18 protein-coding genes are annotated in these 22,750 nt (G+C 31.4%); 4 read left to right on the top strand and 14 right to left on the bottom strand.

Going from position 1 to position 22,750, the window contains the following annotated elements; translation table 11 throughout:
• Nucleotides 1-503, top strand: a 503-nt coding sequence (locus ACJDUG_RS17015) for an IS256 family transposase (protein ID WP_406771064.1), incomplete at its 5' end; no start/stop codon positions are given.
• A gap of 253 nt (nt 504-756) precedes the next feature.
• Here the strand turns inward: ACJDUG_RS17015 and ACJDUG_RS17020 are convergent.
• From ACJDUG_RS17020 to ACJDUG_RS17060, 9 genes are all read right to left on the bottom strand, one after another.
• Nucleotides 757-1,545, bottom strand: coding sequence for a 2-phosphosulfolactate phosphatase family protein (locus ACJDUG_RS17020; RefSeq protein ID WP_406771065.1), 789 nt, complete (start codon nt 1,543-1,545; stop codon nt 757-759).
• A gap of 14 nt (nt 1,546-1,559) precedes the next feature.
• Nucleotides 1,560-2,648 carry a GerAB/ArcD/ProY family transporter gene (locus ACJDUG_RS17025; protein ID WP_406771066.1) on the bottom strand — a complete coding sequence of 363 codons (1,089 nt, stop codon included), beginning with the start codon at nt 2,646-2,648 and terminating at the stop codon, nt 1,560-1,562.
• A 221-nt stretch (nt 2,649-2,869) separates the two neighbouring features.
• Nucleotides 2,870-4,024 (bottom strand): Ger(x)C family spore germination protein, encoded by a 1,155-nt coding sequence (locus ACJDUG_RS17030; RefSeq protein ID WP_406771067.1) that lies wholly within the window; start codon nt 4,022-4,024, stop codon nt 2,870-2,872.
• 21 nt (nt 4,025-4,045) lie between these two features.
• Nucleotides 4,046-5,557 carry a spore germination protein gene (locus ACJDUG_RS17035; protein WP_406771068.1) on the bottom strand — a complete coding sequence of 504 codons (1,512 nt, stop codon included), beginning with the start codon at nt 5,555-5,557 and terminating at the stop codon, nt 4,046-4,048.
• Between the two features lie 127 nt (nt 5,558-5,684).
• Entirely contained in the window at nt 5,685-6,695 is a 1,011-nt protein-coding gene (locus ACJDUG_RS17040; protein WP_406771069.1) for a LacI family DNA-binding transcriptional regulator, read from the bottom strand.
• A 121-nt stretch (nt 6,696-6,816) separates the two neighbouring features.
• Nucleotides 6,817-7,767, bottom strand: coding sequence for a PucR family transcriptional regulator (locus tag ACJDUG_RS17045; protein WP_406771070.1), 951 nt, complete (start codon nt 7,765-7,767; stop codon nt 6,817-6,819).
• A gap of 72 nt (nt 7,768-7,839) precedes the next feature.
• Nucleotides 7,840-8,949, bottom strand: a complete 1,110-nt coding sequence (locus ACJDUG_RS17050) for an ABC transporter ATP-binding protein (protein WP_406771071.1) — start codon at nt 8,947-8,949, stop codon at nt 7,840-7,842.
• Nucleotides 8,950-9,077: 128 nt separating this feature from the next.
• Nucleotides 9,078-10,010, bottom strand: coding sequence for a tRNA modification radical SAM protein MnmL/YtqA (mnmL, locus tag ACJDUG_RS17055; RefSeq protein ID WP_406771072.1), 933 nt, complete (start codon nt 10,008-10,010; stop codon nt 9,078-9,080).
• 23 nt (nt 10,011-10,033) lie between these two features.
• Nucleotides 10,034-11,149: a hypothetical protein gene (locus ACJDUG_RS17060; protein WP_406771073.1), complete on the bottom strand. Its 1,116-nt coding sequence runs from the start codon at nt 11,147-11,149 to the stop codon at nt 10,034-10,036.
• A gap of 128 nt (nt 11,150-11,277) precedes the next feature.
• Between ACJDUG_RS17060 and ACJDUG_RS17065 the strand changes: the two genes are divergently transcribed.
• Nucleotides 11,278-12,336, top strand: coding sequence for a YkvI family membrane protein (locus tag ACJDUG_RS17065; RefSeq protein ID WP_406771074.1), 1,059 nt, complete (start codon nt 11,278-11,280; stop codon nt 12,334-12,336).
• 51 nt (nt 12,337-12,387) lie between these two features.
• Here the strand turns inward: ACJDUG_RS17065 and ACJDUG_RS17070 are convergent, their stop codons facing one another.
• Nucleotides 12,388-13,668, bottom strand: coding sequence for an MFS transporter (locus tag ACJDUG_RS17070; protein WP_406771075.1), 1,281 nt, complete (start codon nt 13,666-13,668; stop codon nt 12,388-12,390).
• A 274-nt stretch (nt 13,669-13,942) separates the two neighbouring features.
• Between ACJDUG_RS17070 and ACJDUG_RS17075 the strand changes: the two genes are divergently transcribed.
• Nucleotides 13,943-14,851, top strand: a complete 909-nt coding sequence (locus ACJDUG_RS17075) for a radical SAM protein (protein ID WP_406771076.1) — start codon at nt 13,943-13,945, stop codon at nt 14,849-14,851.
• A 123-nt stretch (nt 14,852-14,974) separates the two neighbouring features.
• On the opposite strand, the gene ACJDUG_RS17080 is transcribed toward ACJDUG_RS17075, so the two are convergent.
• A complete protein-coding gene (locus tag ACJDUG_RS17080) occupies nt 14,975-16,774 on the bottom strand; it encodes a heme NO-binding domain-containing protein (protein WP_406771077.1) in 1,800 nt (599 codons plus the stop codon).
• Between the two features lie 355 nt (nt 16,775-17,129).
• Between ACJDUG_RS17080 and ACJDUG_RS17085 the strand changes: the two genes are divergently transcribed.
• Nucleotides 17,130-18,917 carry a SpoIID/LytB domain-containing protein gene (locus ACJDUG_RS17085; protein ID WP_406771078.1) on the top strand — a complete coding sequence of 596 codons (1,788 nt, stop codon included), beginning with the start codon at nt 17,130-17,132 and terminating at the stop codon, nt 18,915-18,917.
• Between the two features lie 25 nt (nt 18,918-18,942).
• Here the strand turns inward: ACJDUG_RS17085 and ACJDUG_RS17090 are convergent, their stop codons facing one another.
• Genes ACJDUG_RS17090 through ACJDUG_RS17100 form a run of 3 tightly spaced genes read right to left on the bottom strand, consistent with a single transcriptional unit; the run spans nt 18,943 to nt 22,502 of the window.
• Nucleotides 18,943-20,685 (bottom strand): HD domain-containing phosphohydrolase, encoded by a 1,743-nt coding sequence (locus ACJDUG_RS17090; protein WP_406771079.1) that lies wholly within the window; start codon nt 20,683-20,685, stop codon nt 18,943-18,945.
• Entirely contained in the window at nt 20,666-21,781 is a 1,116-nt protein-coding gene (locus ACJDUG_RS17095) for an ABC transporter substrate-binding protein (protein ID WP_406771080.1), read from the bottom strand. Before ACJDUG_RS17095 ends, ACJDUG_RS17090 begins: the two co-directional genes overlap by 20 nt.
• A 4-nt stretch (nt 21,782-21,785) precedes the next feature.
• Nucleotides 21,786-22,502, bottom strand: a complete 717-nt coding sequence (locus ACJDUG_RS17100) for a helix-turn-helix domain-containing protein (RefSeq protein WP_406771081.1) — start codon at nt 22,500-22,502, stop codon at nt 21,786-21,788.
• Nucleotides 22,503-22,750 lie beyond the last annotated feature (248 nt).

The raw sequence follows: 22,750 nt of genomic DNA on the forward strand, positions 1-22,750 counted from the left end.
GTTTATCAGGTATAAAAGAATCTATTGCGGTAGCATTTCCTAACACTGAATACCAACGTTGCATTGTTCATCAGGTACGGAATACGCTGAAATATGTGGCTGATAAAAATAAAAAGGAATTTGCAGCCGATTTAAAAACCATATATCATGCTCCATCCGAAGAGCTTGGTCATGAGCGCATGGAGAAAATAACTGATAAATGGGAAGAACTATATCCAAATGCCATGAAAAGCTGGAAAACAAATTGGGATGTTATAAGCCCTATTTTTAAGTTTTCTGCTGATGTAAGAAAAGTTATATATACTACTAATGCTATAGAAAGTCTGAATAGCACCTATCGTCGTCTAAACAGGCAAAGAAGTGTTTTTCCAAGCGATACAGCACTTTTGAAGGCACTATATCTATCAACTTTTGAAGCCACTAAAAAATGGTCGCTTCCGCTAAGAAACTGGGGTAAGGTGTATGGAGAGTTATCTATAATGTTTGATGGTAGACTAAAATAACTCTAAAAACCGTCCTTTAAAAGGGCTCTATTGACATGCAAACAATTTGTTACTATATTAAAATAAAGGCATGAAAGCCAACTTTAGACCTTCATGCTTATAAAATAATTGTCATAGAAAGCTATTTACAGAAAAAGTTTCACACACTCAAAATTTGTTAATAACCCTTCAGTGTCCTTTAAGCCTGTTGATCATGTAAAGGTCTTTTTAATTATCTTTTTTAATATTCTATTTTGCTAAATAATCCTTTATCCTATAAATATACTACACTGCTTCTGTCTATATATTTTTTTATAATTCCCTCTTTATATATAGGAACAACCTTGGTTAAATCTTTTCTGCAGCAATATTCCAAATCATCATTAAGACCAAGCTCTACTATTCTTTTATAATGGCTTGCATTTTTTATGAATCCTATTATATCTCTATTCATTTTATAGATGTAATGAGCTGTTTTAGCTATATCGCTTAATTCAACATCTATTTCTGATAAATCTCCACCTTTTATATTTATCCCATGAGAAGATAAATCTGTTAGACTTAGCAAGCAATCAATAATATATCCGCTGCAAATAAAATCATCCATAGAAAATTCATTATAGGTTCCTGCATTAACTATCACTATATCTTCCTTTGAAACTGCAAGCAAAGCTGCAACTGCTTTGGCATTTATCATAGCACCAATGTATATATTTCTAGCCTCTTCCGAGCCTTTAATTGCACGAGTTCCGTTAGTGGTAGTTAATATTATACTTTTATTTTTAACCACTTCTCTTCCATATTCTTTTGGTGAATTAGAGCAATCAAAACCTTCTATTTTTAAAGCCTTTCTTTCACCGCCAAGTATGAATTTATCTCTATTTTTACGAGATAGTTCCATAGCCTCCTCTATTGTTAGTACAGGTAGAACCTCCTTACATCCATTAGCAATGGCTGTGGTAATAACAGAAGTAGCCCTAAGCATGTCGATTATAACTACTGTTTTATCTTTAACCTTTTCCTTTTTGATATCTCCTGCTGAAATAATAACATCTACCTTCATTACTAGTCACCTTTCTACTTAGTTTTTTTCATCTTAATTTCTGCTGTAATCAAAATAATTATGGGTAAAATAACCTGAAACAAAAACGCATAGATTGGATAAACATGTGGAGCCCAAAGTGTAGTTTCTGTAATATTATTATAAACTAAATAAGATAAAGAAAAAACCATTAAGGTAACAGGAGTAACTATGAAATCATAATTCTGGAAAGCAAAAATCCTTGCTACACCTTTACAGGCAGCTAGAGTACAGCAGCTTACTTTTATAAATCCAGCTACTAAAAAGGCTATAACTACTGTAGTTTCTATTCTTTGAATAAAATTACCCAACTTTATTTCAGATACTACTATGTAGGCTGGGAAGTAATTTTTTTCTAAAACCTCCGTTCCTGCAAACATAGTATTTCTAACAGCTAATATACCTAAAGTAATTCCCCCCAATAGAATTGCAAGCCAAAATACTCTAAAATTAGAATATCTGCTTTTAGAATTTGAAAAAAGCATAAGAAAAATTACACTTTCTGCATAAGGGAAAGCAAACGCTGAAAATGCACCCCTCATAATAGGAGCAATGCCTTCATACATAAAAGGTCTAATATTATCAATTTTCATTTGATAAAAGGATAAGCTAATAGTAAGAATAACAGTGAAAATAAATAGATAGATGAGAACACTGCTGAATCTGCCTATTACCTCAAATCCTCCCTTAACTGACCATATGCATAAAACTACTATAAACATTACTGGAACTATTTTGGGGGTATCCGGTAAACCCACAGTACTAATAAATTCTGAGAAGTTATTTAACACAAGAGCCCCAAGATGAAAGGCATAAAATATAAATAGCACATTGAAAATATTTCCTATTATTTTTCCGAATAACGTAATATTTATATCAAATAAATCCTTTCCCGGAAAATTATATAATATTCTTGAGTACATAGTAACTGCTATTAAACCAAATACCATGCCAAGTAAAACAGAAAACCACATATCATTTTTTGCATCTTGCCCCGTTCCAATTATAAGAGTGCTTCCAAAAATAAATATAGTAATAAGGCTTATAGCTTCTTTATCTGATATAACTTCTTTTATGATAATCAACTCCCATATATTTTATTGCTTATGGGTGCTAATATTTTTTGTAAACCTGAGGCAAGGCTTACTTTTTCATAAGTAAGACTAGTTATTATAGAACCCATTAAAGCTATAAACATAAAAATAATAAAAAAAATTAATTCTCTTCGAGTTCTGTTTTTAAATGTAGGCAGTTCAATTAGTAAACATATTATATATCCAATAACAATTAATATTATCTTCACAATCTATTTCGCTCCCTTAATTTGTTCTGAAGCCATTCCACTACCTCTTATATATACATCTGCATTTACTATTACAGGTATGCTTGCAAATTCTTCCCCCCAATTTGAAGAAACCTTCTTATAGTAATTTTTATCATAAATTCTTACCTTATTATAAAATTTGAATACATCTGTTCTATTTTCAACTTGTACCTTTTTGACTGTATCTGTAAGCCTTTCTTCTATACTTTTTTCTATGCTTTCTTGAACCTTTGCCAAATCTTCTTTTTTTTGAAAGGGAATACTTTCACTTAACTCTGCAAGGCTTACATCAGCTCTAATATTAACTAATATTTCCTTCTTACCATTTAGATTAATAAATTTAGTTTTTGTTTTATTGTTAAATATCTCTATGGTAGCATTTGCATTAGGCTTAATTAAATTCTTTATTACAAAGGTACCAGTCTTTAGTTCTCCCTGAAGCCATAATGCATTAAAGGTATCTTCTCCTGATAAATATCCTACTACCTTTTCCCTCTTTAATATTGCACTGCCTTCTACTGTTATATTATTTGAAACTCCAATTTGTTTCCCAGCCAGGGGAATAAGCATTGTTTTTTCTTCCTTACTAAAATTGCCAGTAATATCAGAAAGCTCTGCCTTAGAAAATCTATTATTACTTTTCTGATTACTAATAGTCTTACTTATGTCAAGGCCTACAATATTTTCAAGTGCTGGTGGCAATTTTAAAATACCCTCTGCAGTTGGATCCCTTGAAATAAGGACGTTCATATCAAATCTTGGTTCCTGGTCTCTAAAAAGCCAATCTAGGATTGGACTTATATCACTTTCAGCAATACTTTTACTAATAATAACAACTTCATTGTGACCCCAATATGCTTTGCGTCCAATGGTATTTATAGTATCTCTAATAGTCTCAAACAAGGTGTCCCCTTGATTTTCGTATATTTTTGAACTTATAGTTCCCCCACTTCCCCCATGTATTGCACGTATAACCTCCAAGGAAACAATATATTTGTTAGTAGAGTAATTCTTATCTATTGCACATGCAGTAACTATTGCCATTTCATTAATTTCTCTATAATTCCAGCAGCCTATTAGGGTAGTTGAAATTATAATAATAAAAATTATAAGTAAATTTCTTTTAAATCTACTCATTAAAGTATTCTCCTTCTTTTCCTAGGTTATATTACTCCTTTTTTTAATATTTTTATTACTTGAAAATATAGGACGCTTATACATCATATACCAAGGGACCCTTAAAGCTGTAGACTTAATGTACTCTACCTTTATATTCATAGAATAAAGCATATAAGGAACACCAAAGGACCTAAGTGTCATTAGATAAATAAATAGCCCTATAACGCAAAAGCAATAACCATATATCCCTATAAAGCCGCTGACTATTAAAAAAACCATTCTCAATATTGTAAATACAGTCAAGAACCTAGGAATCAAAAATGATGAAATGCCCGTAATTGCTGTAATAATGACCATTGGCGCGCTAACTATTCTTGCATTAACCACAGCCTCACCTAATACTAGTGCCCCCACTATACTAACTGTCTGCCCTACAGGCTTAGGCAGCCTAACTCCAGCCTCCCTTAAAATATCAAACCCCAAAATCATTACTATAGCCTCTAGAAGAGTTGGAAAAGGCAGCCCATCTCTTGCAATAGCTATGCTTAAAAGTAATGGTGTAGGTATAAGCTCTTGATGAAAGTTAACTACAGCAGTATATAGAGCTGGAACACTAATAGCTATAAAAAAAGCAAGCGCTCTCAAAATACGATTAAAAACTGCAAACAAATAGTTATTTGTATAGTCATCAACTGTCTGAAAATATTCTATAAAAAGATGAGGTATTGTAATAGCAAATGGTGTACCATCCGTAAGAATACCTATTCTGCCTTCAGAAATTTTGCTGCAAAAAACATCTGGCCTTTCTGTATTTCCAATGGTATCAAATAATGAAAGAGGGGAATCCTTGATGTATTCGCTTATATTCTGACTATAAAATATTTCTCCATTATCAATTTTTTTTAATCTTTCTTTAAGCTCTTGAAGTATCTTTTCTGAAGCAATGCCCTCAATATAGCAGATGGCGATTTTAGTTTTTGTATTTGCACCAACTTCCATATAAAGAATCTTTAGTTTAGAAGTTCTTAATATTTTTCTTACTAAGGATATACATGTAGATAAACTTTCATTAAACCCTTGTCTTGGTCCTTTTATAATACTTTCTGTCTCAGGCTCGTCTATTGGCCTTGTTTTAATGCCTTTGGTATTTACAATGATAGCCTCGCCACAACCTTCTATAAGTATGGCAGTACTCCCATAAAGTATTTGATCTATTATATATTGGAGACTTTTGCTAGTACTTATATCAGCTTCGTTTACCACCTTATTCATAATTAATGATGTTAAGCTATTATATTTCTTATTGCTTTGCTGCAGAATACTTTTAAAGTCCTTTTCCATTAATGGTTTTATTACAAATTCATCTAGTATTTTTTTATCTACCATGTCAGAAACATAAATTGCGCAAAAGTTTATATTTAACAGAGAGTTATTCTCAAACTCTCTATAATTAATGGTTTCATCATTGATAAATCGCTGCTTAAATAAATTAATATTTTGAAATAGAACCTTTGTAAGCTGCACATTATTTGTATTTAATAATTTATCCATGTTTTACCTCATTAATGATTTATTTAGATTAGTATTTGCAGTTACGTATTCGGATATTCAAAAAATTAAGTCATATGTCAGCCATATTACTTAAAATAAAAAATAAGTCATATGACTGACATATGACTTATTTTGAAGATTCTCTATATATTATTTTTGTTGGAATTATAACTTTGCTTCTAGTATCTTTACCTTCAATTTTTTCTATTATAAGTTTTGAAGCCTCGTACCCCAGTGAAGATGCATCTATATCTACAGAAGTAAGGCTTGGCTGAGTAAGTTCTGAAGATGGCACATTATTAAAACTCATAACCTCTATATCCTGTGGCATTTTTAAGTCCTTTTCCTTTATTGCATCCATAGCTCCAAACGCCATAACATCATCTGTAACTACCAAGGCTGTAGGCCTTTCATTTAATTCTAAAAGCTGTTTTGCTGCTATATAACCGCCTTCCTTTGAAAATTCAGGCAGCTCTACTACATATTCTTTATTAAAATTAATTCTATTTTTCTTTAATGCATTCAGATAGCCATCAAGTCTATCTAATGAAAAAACAAACTTAAAAGGGCCACTCATTAAAGCTATTTTTTTATGTCCATTCTTTATTAATTTCTCTGTTAATTTAAAGGAAGCTTCTACATTATCATTATCAACAAATAAAGTATCCTTTGAATTAATTGGCTTACCTATGACTACAGCTGGAGTATTCATCCTTTTTAAGGTATCTAAGACTTTATTTTCTACTGAGGAGTACATTACTATAACACCATCTACTCTCCCCCCCATAACTATACTCTCTATTGATTCTAACTGCTCAGCTTCGTCATTTCCTGTAGACAGTAAAATGCAGTACCCATGTTCGTGTGCAGCTGCAGAAACACCGCTTAGAGCTTGAGGAAAAAATGGATTTAAAAATGCATCTTCTGTAGATTGAGACATTACAATTCCAATAGTTTTGGTAGCTTTACTAACCAAGCTTCTTGCTATGGCATTAGGATGATAACCTAATCTTTCCATGGCCTGTCTAACAGTCTTTTTAGTTTCCTCACTAATTCTTGGACTATCTGATATTACCCTTGATACAGTGGATGGTGAAACCCCTACCATTTTAGCTACTTCTTTTATGGTTACATTCATAAAATTACCCTCTTTATATTATATATAATGCATTAAAGTTCTTGCATTAGTGATATCATAAAATATCCAATCTTTAAGAATTTTTGGGGTACCACTAATGTATTAGAATTTTTGCATTGTATTATATCAATAAATTTTCTTTCCAAACTAAGAAAGCTATTATAAAAACTGTTGCCTCCTTAAAATTTCTAATATCGAAACCTGTTTCCTTTGTTATTTTATCAAGCCTATAAATTAGTGTATTTCTATGTACATATAGTCTCCTAGCTGCATCGCTTATATTAAGCCCGCAATTAATAAATTCCTCTATAGTATTTATTAGCTCACTATCAAAAAGGTTAAACTTCTCCTTAAACTTAGTTAAAAGTTCTAATTTTACTTGGTCGCTTATATTAAATACAATTTTTTCAAATAGCATTTTATCATAGAAGAATATTTCATCCTTTATACCAAAATTTTTACCTAAAATAAAGCAGCCTTTTGCTTCTTCAAAGGCCTTTTTTATATCCCTTACATTAAAAATTTTGTTTCCGTATCCAACACTGCATTTACAGTACAGGTCGCTGACAATAGATTCCCTTATACTTCTTGCATGCTCATTTATTTCCTCGAAAACTCCAAGGACTATTAAATTATCTCCGTACACAAGACTCAAAACTTCACCCTCTGAATACAGCTGTCTTATAATATTTAAGGCTTCATATTTACTGCCATCTACCGTAACTAAAAATAAAGTGCTGCCTTTTGAAATAAAGGGAAATTCCCGGTCTACTTTATCCTGAGATATATTTTTTTCCTCTAAAATTCCTACAAGTAACTGCTCCTTTTGCGTGAATATTTCCTTGTACTTGTTTTCAATAGTATATTTTAGAAGTGTAATACAATTCTCAAACTCCTTAGGCAGCAATATAGACGCCCTCAAATTTGCTAAGTTTAATTGTTTTATAATTAGTTCAGAGCTTTGAGCCTTACTTATTCCAGAATAAAGAGTATTTTCATCTTCAGTTACTATATTAAATTTTATTCCTGTATTTAAGCTTAAATCTTGTAAGTAACTTTGAAAATTGTGCATTTCTCCCACCCTCAATTATATTAAAATCAGCCTAGCTCATATTAGCCAGGCTGATTATTTTTCATAATATATTTATATTACTGTATTTTCAGTTTCTTTGTCAAATATATGTATCTTTGAAGTATCTATAGCTACCTTAAGTCTATCTCCAGCCTTTGCCTTTGAACTTCCATTAACTCTTGCAATAATATTAGAGTTTCCCTTTGCTAGATATATATAGGTTTCAGCTCCCATAAGCTCTGTAACTTCAACAGCAGCATCTATTACAGAATCTTGATGTTTAGCAATAAATTCATCATTGTCATCCAAGTCTTCAGGCCTGATTCCCATAATAATTTCTTTACCTAAATAGCCTTCCTTCTTAATAACAGCAGCTTTATCCTCAGGAAGTGTTATTTTATCATCGCCAAAGGAAATAATTACTTTTCCATTTACCTCTTCAGCCTTTGAATCTATAAAGTTCATCTGTGGTGAACCTATAAAGCCTGCAACAAATATATTAGCTGGATGATCATATATCTTTTGAGGAGTATCAACCTGCTGAATAACTCCATCCTTCATAACAACTATTCTTGTACCCATTGTCATAGCTTCTGTCTGGTCATGGGTAACATATATAAAGGTTGTCTGCAGCCTTTTGTGAAGCTTTGAGATTTCAGTTCTCATTTGAACCCTAAGCTTAGCATCAAGATTAGATAGGGGCTCATCCATTAAGAAAACCTTTGGCTCCCTTACTATTGCCCTTCCAAGTGCAACTCTTTGCCTTTGTCCGCCTGATAGTGCCTTTGGTTTTCTATCTAATAAATGTTCAATATCAAGTATTTTAGCTGCCTCTTTAACCTTCTTATCTATTTCAGCTTTAGGTACCTTTCTAAGTTTAAGTCCAAAAGCCATGTTATCATAAACACTCATATGGGGATACAATGCATAATTTTGAAATACCATTGCTATATCTCTATCCTTTGGAGCGACATCGTTTACAAGTTTATCAGCAATATAAAGTTCTCCATCAGATATTTCCTCAAGTCCTGCAATCATTCTAAGAGTGGTTGATTTACCACAGCCAGAAGGTCCTACAAATACTATAAATTCCTTGTCTTCTATATCTAAGCTAAAATCTTTTACTGCAGTTACATTACCTGGGTACACTTTAGAAATATGTTTTAATGATACGCTAGACACTAATAAATTCCCCCTTGAATTCCTTATATAGTACTCCGATTCTATATTTGTAGAATCGCTTGGTATATTTATATTCTAGCATCTATATTATTTTAAATCTATTCGTAAACTACACAAAAGTAATGTAATCATTTTGTAGAAAAATACAAACCCTGAAACATGTCTTTTTCTATAAGTTTTCTATCAATTGAATTTAATATTTCCCACTTCTTAAGGCTCCACATTGGTCCAATTAAAAGTTCTCTTGGTGCATCACCGGTAAGCCTATGAATTACTACATCTTGCGGCAGCATAGTTATAGCTTGGCAAAGAATTTCAATATATTCCTCCTCTTCTAAAAACTTAAGCCTTCCTTGTTCATATAATCTTACGAGAGGGGTATTCTTCATTAGATGAAGCAGATGAAGTTTTATGCCTTTAATAGGTCTGTCTGCAATATATTTAATAGTATTTAAAATATCTTCTTTATCTTCTTCTGGCAATCCAAAAATGCTATGAACCACAACATCTATTTTTCTTTCATTAAGTTTTCTAAGAGCTGTTTCAAAAACCTCTAAGCTGTAGCCCCTGTTTATTAATCTTGCAGTCCTTTCATTACTAGTTTGAAGCCCTAGCTCCACCCATAAGTATACTCTTTTACTTAATTCCTCTAGTAAGTCAAGTGTTTCCTCTGATAGACAATCTGGCCTGGTAGCTATTGCAAGTGCAACTACACCTTCCTCTTTCAAGGCAGTTTCATACTTCTCTCTTAAAATATTTATGGGAGCATATGTGTTTGTATAGGCCTGAAAGTAAGCTATATACTTTCCTACCTTCCACTTCTTATTCATCATTTTCTTTATATCTTCAAATTGTTTTTCAATGGAGAATATTCTATTACCAGCAAAATCCCCCGAACCTCTCTCACTGCAGAATATGCAGCCACCCCTGCTTATGGTGCCATCTCTATTAGGGCAGGAAAAACCTGCATCTAAAGATATTTTAAATACCTTACCTCCAAATTTTTCTCTTAAAAAATAATTTAAACTATTATATCTCTTTCCGCCCCAATCCTTTTTCATATTATTATCCTTTCAAAATTCAATTATAGTCTTTTTATCTTAAATCCCTTTAAATCTAGTTGGTATTTTCCAGCCTGTTCTGAGGCTGATTTATCCTTCATATCACGTTGAATTACTTCATAGTTTAATACATCTTTGTCAAAGGATAAAAATATAATTTCAACTTTTCCATAGGAATATTCATTTTCAAATTTAACTTTTATTAAATCTCCACTATCAGTATTATAAACTCTTATGCATCTTCCTGCATTAGTTTTATTATACTGTGCAAGAATAAATTTTTCTCCGTTTGAAAAGGTCATAAATTCAATTTTTGAATCTTTTATTAAATCAAGCGCCGTCATTTGCTTTCCAATTGGCTTTTCTCTCAGCGAAATTGTTCCCCCGCCTTTTTCTCCACCTTTCCCTTGATCTCCTTGGGATTGATCGCCGCCTCCACCAGTTGAACCTCCTTGAGTTGCCATGCTTTCATCAATTTTTATTAATCCAAGAAAGGAGTCCTTCTCAAAGGTAGAAATTGCTACTTTTTCACCTACATAGCCAAAATTCATAACTGAATAACTGCTTCTAGGTACTGGAAGCTTAGTTAAATTTCCCTTATCATCCTTTGAAAATACATATTGAGGAAAGCTGCTGCTGTCTATTAAAAGATTAGTTTTTAAATTGTCCTTGTTTCTAATCCTAATGGTATAATTTTCGAAAAATGCCTCTTTTTCAGCTTCATTTTTAACATCACTTATTTTATAATCTGAACCCTCCATAATAACCTTTATACTGCAGTTATCTAAGGTGGCTACTGGCTCTTTCAAATTCATTCTTGTTACTTTAACCTTAAAAAAACCACTTTCCCCTATTTCACTAGTTTCTTCTATACTGTAGCCCTTAACCTTTAAATCGCTATTCCCTTCATTCTTGGTTTTAAGAGAAAGGTCTTTAGTAAGCAGCTTTCTAGCTCCTTCTAAATCATCTTTCATTAAAGACTTCATATATAATTCAACTACATTTTGTGCAACTTTAATTTCAAATTCGTTTTCCTGGGCTTTCGGTTTTTCTTCATTTTTATTACCACAGCCTGTTACACACATAAAAGCTAGAATTAAAAACATATATACAAAAAACTTCTTTATATTGAACCTCATACAAGAAACCTCCATTTCTCAAGTCTTTATTTTAATAGTTTTCCAAAAATTTAATTAGCAAATACATTATTTTTAAAATATTTTATATATTTATATAGAGAGAATGGACAAGATTAGGGGGAATTATATTGAAAAAGGGAGTAGTAACTGCTTTTCAGATAGCAGCAGTGTTTATTGGAACAATTGTTGGTGCAGGTCTGGCATCTGGACAGGAAATAAGACAGTTTTTTACTGAGTTCGGTTATAAAGGATTTTGGGGAATACTAATATGCTGTCTAATCTATATAATAATTGGTTATATGATAATGTGTATAAGCATAAAATATAAATTAAAATCCTACAATGAACTTATTAATTTAGTACTTGTTCCAAGGATTTTTGCAAAGTTTACAGAGGGCATTACAAGCCTTTTTCTAATCAGCGGTGCTGCTATTATCTTAGCTGGCAGCGGCTCTTTAATACATCAATATTTTGGAATTTCAAAATGGGTTGGAATTTTTGTAATGGCTGCAATTTCTATTTTGATACTTTTAAGAGATACTAAGGGACTTATTGAGGTAAACTCCTTTATTGTACCCTCACTTATTCTAGTTTTACTCACCTTATTTACTTTATACATATTTTTCTACAAGGATATAGTAAGCTGGAATTTCATAAAAGCAGTTCCTCTACATAAAAATAACTGGCTTTTATCCTCCCTCATATACAGTGGATTTAACATATTGGGCTGCAGCGGTGTGCTTGTACCGCTAAGTTCAGAAATGAAAAACAAGAAAAGCTTATTCTTTGGGATAATATTAGGGGCTGTTACTTTAACTGTTCTATCTATAATTATTAACTTCTTATTACTTCTGAATGTTCCATACATATTTAAATATGAGATTCCATTGCTCTATATTGCAAATAGATTTGGTAACATAATCCAAATGATGCTGCTATGCATAATTTGGCTTGAAATGTTTTCAACCGAGGTTTCAGATATATATAGTGTGGGAAAAGCTATAACACAAGTTTTTAACCTCTCTTATAAAAAAGCAGTCTTTTTAGTTATTCTTATAGCTCTACCTATATCACAAATAGGTTTTGTTAAGCTTATAAGTGTCATTTATCCTGCCTTTGGAGTTATAAGCCTTATTTTTATGCTGGAATGTGTCTATTTCTACTTTAAGGAATGTAGAGGAAAATGAGTCACGGGATGTATCTCATGACTCATTTTCAGATTGCCTGTCAATCTACTTTTATGCAGTTGCAGATTCTTTTACTATTTTACCAGTTGATGGTTTTATAAGCTTATTTGAAAAGTATATCATTGTAGCTAACATTAATAATGCAGAAATAAGTATGCATAGATTTGGAGAAAGCTTATCGAAAAGCAATCCAAATACAAACCTTCCTAAAGGCAATGCAGCCATGCTAACTGTGTTTAAAAGTGTCACTACTCTTCCCATCATTTCAATAGGAACCTCCTTCTGAAAAAGAGTACCTAAACAAATATTCGATATAGTACTAAAAATTCCAATTATAAACACAATACAGAGCATAGCTATATATGGCACTAGTTTAGTGTTAAAAAGTTTTAAGAAAAATTGTGCTGGAACTATAGAAAGTGCACCTACAAAAACACCAACTAGAAGAAAACTCCAAAAAGCCACCTGAGATATTTCGTGTTTTTTAACTATTTTACTGCAAATAAAGGGTGAAAATAGCATAGAAACTACAAATATAGACTCTATCATGCCATATTGAAAATCAGTAACTTTTAAAATTTGTTTTGATATAAAGGCAAAGCCAACAGAAAAAATTGGATCTGCTGCAAAGTTAGCAATAAGGGCAATTATCATAAGCATAATAATTAAATCTTTATTCTTAATAAAAGTAAGTCCTTCAGAAAAATCCTCTAAAAACTTTTTAAAGCTTAGCTTTTGTAAATTTCTATTTATTTTTGGTATTTTTATAAACACTTCGCATATGGAAGAAGCATAAAAACTTAGACAGTTTATAATAAGAATTGGAAGTAATCCATATAGTCCAAATAAAACACCTGCTATTGCCGGAGATAATAGATTTCCTATACTGGAGAAGAAAGAGTTAATACCATTAGCATCTACTAATTCTTCTCTACCCATTATAGCTGGAATTACAGTTGACACAGCAGGCTGAAATAAAACATTAATAACTGATAGTATTATTACTAGAGAATACACACTTCCTAATGTTAATCCCCCATTAGCTATAAAGATAAATGCATATATAGAAACAACTATACCTGCTGTTAAATCTAAATATACAAGAATTCTTTTTCTATCAAACCAATCTACAAAAACACCTGCAATAGGCCCAAGTATTAGCTGTGGAATTATTGATATAACTAGTGTAGCTGCAAATTTAATTCCAGAACCTGTTAGCTTTAATACATACAAAGATAACGCAAAGCTTTGTATGCTGCTTCCCAATAATGAAGTTAGCTTTCCAATCATGAGAAGAGACAAATCTTTTTTCTTTAATAATTTAACGTTCATTTGTTAACCCCCACCCCAAGTATCATAGTTATTATAATATCATAAGATTACTTATTTTTGTATAAAAATAAGTAATTAAATAAATTTTTACAATTTTGTATTTAAAACCTTAGCTTAATTCAAAATATTTATGAGCTAGACAATCCTTCGAATATTCCTTACTTTAAACCTATATTCCATTTACAAATTATAATTTATTTAATTTTATTCATTATGAAAATAATAGATTGTATACTTTTAAAAATAGTATTAGAATCTATAAGAGGTGTTTATTATGCTTGAAGAATTGAGGAATTGCATGCTCTGTCCAAGAAATTGCAAAATTGACAGAACAGCTAATAAAGCAGGAATTTGCAGATCTGGTTCTAAAGTTGCTATAGCTAGAGTTTCTCTGCATTATTGGGAAGAACCTTGTTTATCTGGGAAAAATGGCTCTGGAACTGTGTTTTTTTCAGGCTGTAATTTAAAATGTGTCTTTTGTCAAAATAATGCTATAAGCCATAAAGGTGTGGGATTGGAAACTTCCATAGAAAGGCTTTCTGAAATTTTTCTAGAGCAGCAGTCAAAAGATGCTCATAATATTAATCTAGTAACCCCAACTCATTTTGTGCCTCAAATAATAGAAGCCATTAAAATTGCAAGAAGTAATGGCCTTAAGCTTCCAATAGTTTATAACAGCAGTGGCTATGAAAATATCGAAACTATAAAAGCTTTAAAAGGATATATAGATATTTATCTTCCAGACTTAAAATATTTTAAGGATAAATATTCAATTAAATACTCCAATGCCCCAAAATATTTTTCTATAGCATCAAAGGCAATAGGAGAGATGTATAACCAAGTTGGTAGTCCTTCCTTCGATGCTGATGGAATGATTAAAAAAGGTGTTATTATTAGGCATTTAATGCTGCCAGGACTTTTGTTTGATTCAAAAAAGATAATCGACTATATATATAAAACCTTTGGTGATAATGTATATATAAGCCTTATGAATCAATATACCCCTGTAAATAATTTAGAGAAATATCCGGAAATAAATAAATCTCTAAACCCAAGGCATTATGAAGGCTTAATAGAATATTGTTTATCATTAGGCATAAAAAATGCTTTTATTCAAGATGAAGGTACAGTTTCTGAGAGTTTTATACCAGAATTCGACTTAAGAGGTGTAGATAAGCTTTAAGTTTGGCGTAGATTCGTTTCTTATAAAATATGTGTATTCTTTATAATTACTCTTACACGCAAAAAGGAGGTTTCATAAACCTCCTTTTTTTATTATCGCCTATATAAAAATATATTGCACCAGCTAAATCTTATATTTTGATAAATCACCCTTAAAGTTCTGTGTTATTTTCTTAAATTCATGAATATTATCTAGAAGTTTTCTTATTTCATTGGTATAATTCGCCACACTTGCACTAACTTCTTCAGAGGAAGCAGAATTTTCTTCAGCAATAGCTGCTAATGATTCTAATGTTTCATAGATTGTTGCAATGGAATCTGTTTCCTTTGTTAGTTCATTAATTGTAGTAATAGTTGACTTAGCCACAGTTTCCACAGATGTTGTAGCTTCATAGCTTATATTTCTTACTTCCTGAAGATTATCAGTTTCCTTTTGGAGCACATCATACTGGGTTTCTATTTTATCAACTAATGTTTTAATTTCTTCAACAAATTGAGCTAGATTTGAATTAATTTCTTGCACTGCATCATTGGATTGCTCAGCTAATTTTCTTACTTCCTCAGCTACTACTGAAAAGCCTCGGCCAGCCTCGCCTGCTCTTGCAGCTTCAATAGAAGCATTTAAAGCTAAAAGGTTTGTCTGCTCAGAAATTCCTGAAACTATTGATACTATATTTGTAATATCTTTAGCTTTACTTTCAAGATTGACCCCCTTATCTTTTACTTCTTGGAACATTACAAGACTATCTAAAATATTTTTACTAGTACCTTCTACATTTTTGTAACTATCGTTTATTTTATCCATTGCTTTTTCTAGTTCTACCTTGTTTTCATTTTCGTTTTGAACTATGGTTCTTAAGGACTGAATATTATCATTTAGAATAGAAACGGCCTTTTCTGTATTTTCTGCCTGATTAACTGAGGTATCTGCAACTTGTTCAACCACTCCCGTAATTTCCTCAGAAGTTTGATTCATTGAAGTAGTTATAATATTAATTTTATCAGCAAAAGTGTTCATTTCGTCTGTTATGCCCTTAAATCCAACAAAATCAGCCCTAACAGCTTTTTTATGATTTGAAAGTTCTAGAATTAAATCTTCGAAGAAATCTCCTGTTACTATTTCCATATCTTCTACAAAGTCACTATTATTAAGTTTTTCAATACTTTCTTGTAATAGCTTCTTTGGTCTTACTAAAGCGGAGGAGGCTATAAATGATGCTGCAGCTGGTACTAAAGCTCCTATTAAAGCTTTTAGAATATTGCTTGTACCCATAAGTGGAATAAGCCCTACTGCTGATATAACAAAGGTAAATAATGCAACCTTTGCACCGAAGCTTCTTATAAAGCCTAAAGATAAAACTTTATTAAATTTATATTTTTTCTTATATAAGATACTTTTTTCAAAGGTTAGCTTAAGCTTTAAGGAATTACTATTTCTTTCTACTTCATCTATACCAACCTTTTCTCCAAAGGTTTCAATTGCTCCATCCAGCATACCTAAAAAATAATCAAACATACTACGTTTTGATTCATAGCTGAATATAGCCTCATTATTAGAAATTGCTTCTATTCCAACAAGAGGTGGTGCAGCATCTGGAAATCTTTTGACCATGACTACATGTACATCATACATTGATTTCAAAAAAGAGTATAAATTTTCATGTTCAAAAAAGGCTGGAAAATCCTCTGCAAAGGATTTTAAATTATATCTCCCTATACTCCTCCATAAGTCCTTAATATCTAAGTTTTGGCTCTTTGCAATTGAAGAAATAGCTTGCTTAATCTTATCATCGTCAACATTTTCAGCAGGTGAAAAAATTTTACCGCTGCTCCATCCACCAGCTTCCATTGCCCTATCAACAACTGAGTCTCCATATAATTTTCTACTTGTTTTCATCCAGGTTGCAACAACAGTTCCTTTCATAAAACCCTCCCGTTTTCCTCTGGGGTACTGGACAATTATTAATTGTTCAGCCTCCTGTATTTCTCTGGGGTACGCAATAATTATTAATTATTGCGCCTCCTGTATCTCTTTGGGGTAAGCAATAATTATTAATTATTGCGCATCCTTTATTATTGGTAAATTGTCATTATTGGTAATATAATCTATTATACAGTAATAATGACTTTTTGTTAATGTTTTCTACAAATAATGACTAATTAATTTATAATAAATCATGTTTTAATAATTATTTATTTAAAATTAATTGTATTATATTCCATATAATATAATATAATTAATACAAGGAACTTAATGATTATGTGCCAAGGGGGTTCATATGAAAAAATTATTAGCAGCATTATTATTAATTCTATCAGGTATTATTTTTATAATATTTTTTCCTAGGAGTGTAGAAAATGGTATTATAATAAGTACTTCCAATCAAAATGTTACTATGCTTATAGATGGTAAAACAAAAATATTTAATGCCTCAGTGGCATATCCAAAGCTTACTGTTGTAAATTTTAAATATAATTTATTTAAGGTATATGGTTTTAAAGTGCAGAATCCCATCCTTGACAGAGTTATGCTTAAGTCCAGTTATTTTTATGATTTGGAGACCTCAGGTAAAACGGATTTAGCTTCAAAGACCTACTTTTATTCTATTGATAAAGAAAATAATATAATAAGTTCTACTAGCAAAGAGGTTATTGTAGGAAAAAGCAATGTAAAATGTTATAAAAATAATAAAGGTGATCTTAAAACATTTTTAGTTTTTCCTATTGATTACACTTCAATGAGGGTTGGTTTATCAACAACGAACTTTACGTCAGTATTTCACAGCCAAATTGAAATAAAGACTGCATCAGAAGCAAAGGTATATAGCAAAAGGGATAAATTATCCATAGATTTGCCAAAGAACAGTATTGTTACCATAACTAGTGATAGTGATAATATGTATTTACTTTTAGATAAGAAAAAAACTGCTTTTAAAAACAGAATTTATATTAGCGGTAAGGCACTAACTATATTAAGTATTAAAAGAGGATCAAATACCTTCAATCCTACTTACAGCGGTGTGTTGGAATTTAATAACTTAGATAATGGCATGACTGTAATTAATGAAGTGGCCTTAGATGATTATCTTAAAAAGGTAGTACCTTCCGAAATGCCTTTATCCGGAGGGAAAGAAGCACTTAAATGTCAGGCAATTGCCGCTAGAACCTATGCGATTTCTGATATGATGAACAATAGATTTGCAGATAAGGGCTTTTACGTTGATGACAGCACTAGAAGCCAGGTTTATAATAATTATCCTATGCAGGTTTTAAGTTCTGAGGCTGTTGACGAAACAAAGGGTATGATTATGACCTATGAAGGTATCCCTATCGACGCTAAATATTACTCTACTTCCTCAGGTACAGGTGAAGATTACAAGGATATATGGTTTAAAAGTGATGGCAGCTCTGAAAGCCGCCCTTACCTAGCTGTCAACAATTATATAATTCCCCAAAAAGATCTTCCTAAAACTGAAGCAGCCTGGCTGAATTTTTATAAAGACACTACTATAAAAGCAATAGATAGTGATTACCCTTATTTTAGATGGAGAATTGAATATTCAGAGGCCGGTATAACCAATATGCTCAATAAGACCTTAAAAAGCTTAGCTGAAGGAAATTCAAGCAAAGACTTTATTAAAATTTATGAAAACTCTAAAATAGTTACAAAGCTGCCTCAACTAGATAAGCTTCAAGATATTAGAATTATAAAAAGAGGTTCTGGAGGTATTGCCGTTGAAGTATCCTATATTTTCTCAAACGCAACGGTGAATGTAAGAGGAGACTCATATATTAGAAGTTCCATTAAATGTAATAGTGATTATACAAATGAGGAAACTAAGGTTATAAGACTAAAAGGTGACCCCTTAACCAACCTAGCTTCTATGCCATCTTCATTTTTTTCAGTAGAGAAAAAGGAAGGAAAGTTCACTATTTATGGCGGCGGCTTCGGACATGGGGCTGGCATGAGCCAATTTGGCGCAATAGAACTTTCTAAAAAGGGTGCTAAATATGAGGATATATTAAATACCTTTTATAAAAATATAAAAATAGATAAGATTTATTAAAAAACAAGGGGTCCAGCCCCTTGTTTTAATCATTTACAGCTCCTAATTCTCCTTCATTAAGCATATTGACAAATACATCAACTATTAATGGATCAAATTGCTTTCCCTTATTTCTCAAAAGTTCATCTATGGCATTTTCTTTTGACATTCCTTTTCTATATGGTCTATCTGCTATCATTGCATCAAAGGCATCAGCTACGCAGATAATTCTAGCACCAAAGGGAATATCATCCCCTTTTATTCCTTCTGGGTATCCAGTTCCATCATATTTTTCATGGTGATACTTGATTATTTTTCTTTCTTCTTTTAAGCTTACAATATCTTTTAATGCATAATAACCCTTTACAGGGTGGGTTTTTATAACTTCATATTCATTGTTTGATAGGCAGGCAGGCTTATTAAGTATTTCCTTTTCAATACCTATTTTACCGATGTCGTGAAGTATTGCAGATACCTGAATACTTTCCATATCTAGATTAAAGCCATAATCCTTATTAAGTCTTTCCGCAATTTGCTCTGCATAAAAAGTAACAGCTTTGGAGTGGCCAGCAGTATATTCATCCTTAATCTCTAAGAGATTAACCATTGTCCATATAATTTGAAGATACTGGTCCTTTTTATCCTTCTCATTTCTACTTATAGTAGCAAGCATAGTCTTTATTTCATCGTTGGCAGCCACCAATTCTTCATTATAAGTTTGCAGCTCCTCTTCCCTTTGCTTTATCTTATCAGCCATATTAGCAAAGCTTACTACAATATCATTAATTTCATCATGTGGATACAGATTAGTAATTTTAATATCATAGTCTCCAGTTGTTATTTTCTTTAAATGGCTTTTAAAAATACTTATATAGTTTGTAAAAATATTAGACATCTGTATTGAAAATACTATGATAAAAATCAGAACAAATAATGTGGTTAAGACTAAGAGAATAATTAAGCCTTTGATAAGTGGCTCATTGCTGAATATATTATGCTGAATCAAAACATACATAGATGTTACAGGTTCTTTTATTATAGATCCTAATACAAATTCTCCAGTTATTTTGTCTTGATAAAACATAGGCTTTTTACTATTTATGCCTTTATTCATTATTAATGAAGTCTTGATATTATCTTCCTTAGAAAGAACATTACCCACGTTGCTTTGAAAAATAATATCTCCATTTGAATCCACAAGGTAATATACCAGGCCTTCTAAATCCTTGTTTTCTATAATGCTTGGATTTATTATTAAAACTACCATGCCCATAACTTTATTATCTTTTACAATAGTGCTAACAATATTTAAGGTTACCTTTTTAGTCTTAAAAGATATACCTGAAGGAGGAATAAAGGTTGTCCTTTCATTTTTCTTAACTGCCTCACTATAATAAGTTTTGCCGCTAAGATCAATTCCAAGAAAATCCCTATAGTTGTCAGAAGTCTGTGTTACAATTTCTTTATCATCTAATATTAAAATACCCTGAATATCTTTTGAACTATAAAAGGACTTCTGCAAAAAAAATGATTTATCATTCTTTGAGCTATCGCTAGCCATGATATCAGCTAGTGTGCTGGAGGTATTTGTTAATCTTGAATTCTTCTCTGTAAGATTATTTATTAAAACTTTTGATAAATTATCCTCCTGCCAGCTCATTAGTAAAAATACCATAGTTATTATGAAGACACATAATATTAAAAAGTTTATTACTACAAAGAATAAGCTGCCCCCAAGCAAGCTAAAGAAGGAAGCCCTTTTTATACTTCTAGTTTTTTGAGCTTTCATTGCTGCTTCCTCCTACTTTTATAAATTCCGAATTCTTTACGGTAAATATATACTCTTCACCTTGTGCATCTCCGTAATTATTAAATTTAAATTTGTTGTCTATGTTATCGAAGGTATGATTTTTATCAATAGCCTCCTTTAAAGTCAAATGATACTTATATTTATCCTCATAACCCTTTTTTAAAACAACAAAAGCATTGTATACACCGTAGGGTATTAAGCCGTTATCCTTCTTGTATTCTTCTAGTTTCTTTGTAAATTCACCGTATTTACCGCTGCTTTCGGTTAAATTTGCAGGTGTTACAAACCTAAAATTTTCAGCTGCTCTTCCGCCGTAATATATTAAGTTTTTATCTCCACTCCAATTTAATCCGTAAATATTATCTGTTATTCCTACTTGACTTAATTTTTGTAGAACAATTGCAGTGTCTCTTGCTGAAGCCAATATTAAAACTGTCTTGTTCTTAAAGCTATCAATGTCACTTGCTGTATAATATAAGGAAGAACTACCCAAACTTTCTTCAAAAGACACACTTCCCTTTAACTCTTTAATATTATTAATTATAGAATCCTTATATAGTTTATTTTCATCACTATATATAACTGCAAAATCCTTATTAATTCTATTATTATTTAAATAGTCAAATAAAGTCTTTACTTCATTAGAATCATCTGGAAGAATTCTATAAATATAATCATTTTCATTATTAAATGCAGAAGAGGTTGCACCTACAGACAAACATACAATTTTATATTTATCCAAATAAGGCTTAAGTTTTATTATTTCATCGCTTGTAGCAGTAGTTATAATAGCTTCTATCTTATTCTTTACCAAATAATCAATTGTTGCTTCAGGATTAGTAAAGTCATCATTTTTAACAACAAGCTGAATACTCTTTCCCCTAATTCCTTGGTTATCATTTATATCCTTTTCAGATATCCTGGCAGCAATAACTGAATTAGTAACAAAATCATATCTTTCTTCTTCAAATTTTCCAAGAAGAGCGACTTTTATTGGAGTTTTTAAATTGATGTAAAATAAACCCACAGAAAAGATTATTAAAATAAGGAGAAGGACTATATATAACTTTTTCATACCCTTACCTCAAACTATATAATTTTATTTCAACTCGTTCTAGCTTTGCAATTACATTAAAATCTTTAATATATACTGTTTCAGTTCTTAGGCTTCCTTTATTACTTATCAATAGTACCTTATTATTATCTAATTTCTTAATCTGTCTTATCACTCTTTCTGAATTAATGTCTATTAAACATATAGTATTATTTTCTACTTCGTGTGTTAAATGAGCAAATGCTATATCTCCCTGGGCTATTCTAAAGCCAAGCATATCATCATTTTCTATTAAAAGATACAAAACCTTATCTTGTGAAAAGCCTTCTATTTTGTTGGATATAACAGGTAGCTGCCTAGATCCAACTGCACATTTTAAGTCATATTTATAGATTGGAATTGTTTTTAACACCGAGCTTAATGCACTACTCCATTGGTCATTTATCTCTGCCAAATTCATATTTGAAGCGTTTCCTGTATATGATCTACTGACCTTGTCTGTCACTGGCTTTCTGTCTACTTCTTCTCTAGCTGCTTCTTCTTCCATGGACATATTAACATCATTTATATCCTTGCCAACAATTTTCGAAACCTTAGCTAGCATATTTTCATTTAATATCTTCCTACCAAGCTCTACTTCATTAATAAAACTTTCAGCAACACCAAGCTTTTTAGCCAACTGCTTTTGACTTAATCCAAGCTTTTCTCTTGAATCTTTCAATTTTTCTCCAACTCTACTCATTGTCAATCCCTCATTTCAGCAATATTATATATAATAATACATATATTTTATTACAAAATTTTCAAGTTGGCAAGTAAAGACTCTTCCTATACATAAATAAGTACATCGAATTATTTATATTTAGTTATAAAAAAAGAAAAGGTTAGAAATTTAAATTTCTAACCTTTTCTTTTTTGGAGGCGCCATCCAGATTTGAACTGGAGAATAGAGGTTTTGCAGACCTCTGCCTTACCACTTGGCTATAGCGC

It is taken from the genome of Candidatus Clostridium stratigraminis (genome assembly GCF_045310675.1).
GTDB lineage: Bacteria > Bacillota > Clostridia > Clostridiales > Clostridiaceae > Clostridium_AT > Clostridium_AT stratigraminis.

Coding starts and splice junctions, on each gene's coding strand:
- ACJDUG_RS17020 (WP_406771065.1), bottom strand. CDS start 1,545: ATGAAGGTAGATGTTATTATTTCAGCAGGAGATATCAAAAAGGAAAAG.
- ACJDUG_RS17030 (WP_406771067.1), bottom strand. CDS start 4,024: ATGAGTAGATTTAAAAGAAATTTACTTATAATTTTTATTATTATAATT.
- ACJDUG_RS17035 (WP_406771068.1), bottom strand. CDS start 5,557: ATGGATAAATTATTAAATACAAATAATGTGCAGCTTACAAAGGTTCTA.
- ACJDUG_RS17040 (WP_406771069.1), bottom strand. CDS start 6,695: ATGAATGTAACCATAAAAGAAGTAGCTAAAATGGTAGGGGTTTCACCA.
- ACJDUG_RS17045 (WP_406771070.1), bottom strand. CDS start 7,767: ATGCACAATTTTCAAAGTTACTTACAAGATTTAAGCTTAAATACAGGA.
- mnmL (WP_406771072.1), bottom strand. CDS start 10,010: ATGAAAAAGGATTGGGGCGGAAAGAGATATAATAGTTTAAATTATTTT.
- ACJDUG_RS17060 (WP_406771073.1), bottom strand. CDS start 11,149: ATGAGGTTCAATATAAAGAAGTTTTTTGTATATATGTTTTTAATTCTA.
- ACJDUG_RS17070 (WP_406771075.1), bottom strand. CDS start 13,668: ATGAACGTTAAATTATTAAAGAAAAAAGATTTGTCTCTTCTCATGATT.
- ACJDUG_RS17075 (WP_406771076.1), top strand. CDS start 13,943: ATGCTTGAAGAATTGAGGAATTGCATGCTCTGTCCAAGAAATTGCAAA.
- ACJDUG_RS17080 (WP_406771077.1), bottom strand. CDS start 16,774: ATGAAAGGAACTGTTGTTGCAACCTGGATGAAAACAAGTAGAAAATTA.
- ACJDUG_RS17085 (WP_406771078.1), top strand. CDS start 17,130: ATGAAAAAATTATTAGCAGCATTATTATTAATTCTATCAGGTATTATT.
- ACJDUG_RS17090 (WP_406771079.1), bottom strand. CDS start 20,685: ATGAAAGCTCAAAAAACTAGAAGTATAAAAAGGGCTTCCTTCTTTAGC.
- ACJDUG_RS17095 (WP_406771080.1), bottom strand. CDS start 21,781: ATGAAAAAGTTATATATAGTCCTTCTCCTTATTTTAATAATCTTTTCT.
- ACJDUG_RS17100 (WP_406771081.1), bottom strand. CDS start 22,502: ATGAGTAGAGTTGGAGAAAAATTGAAAGATTCAAGAGAAAAGCTTGGA.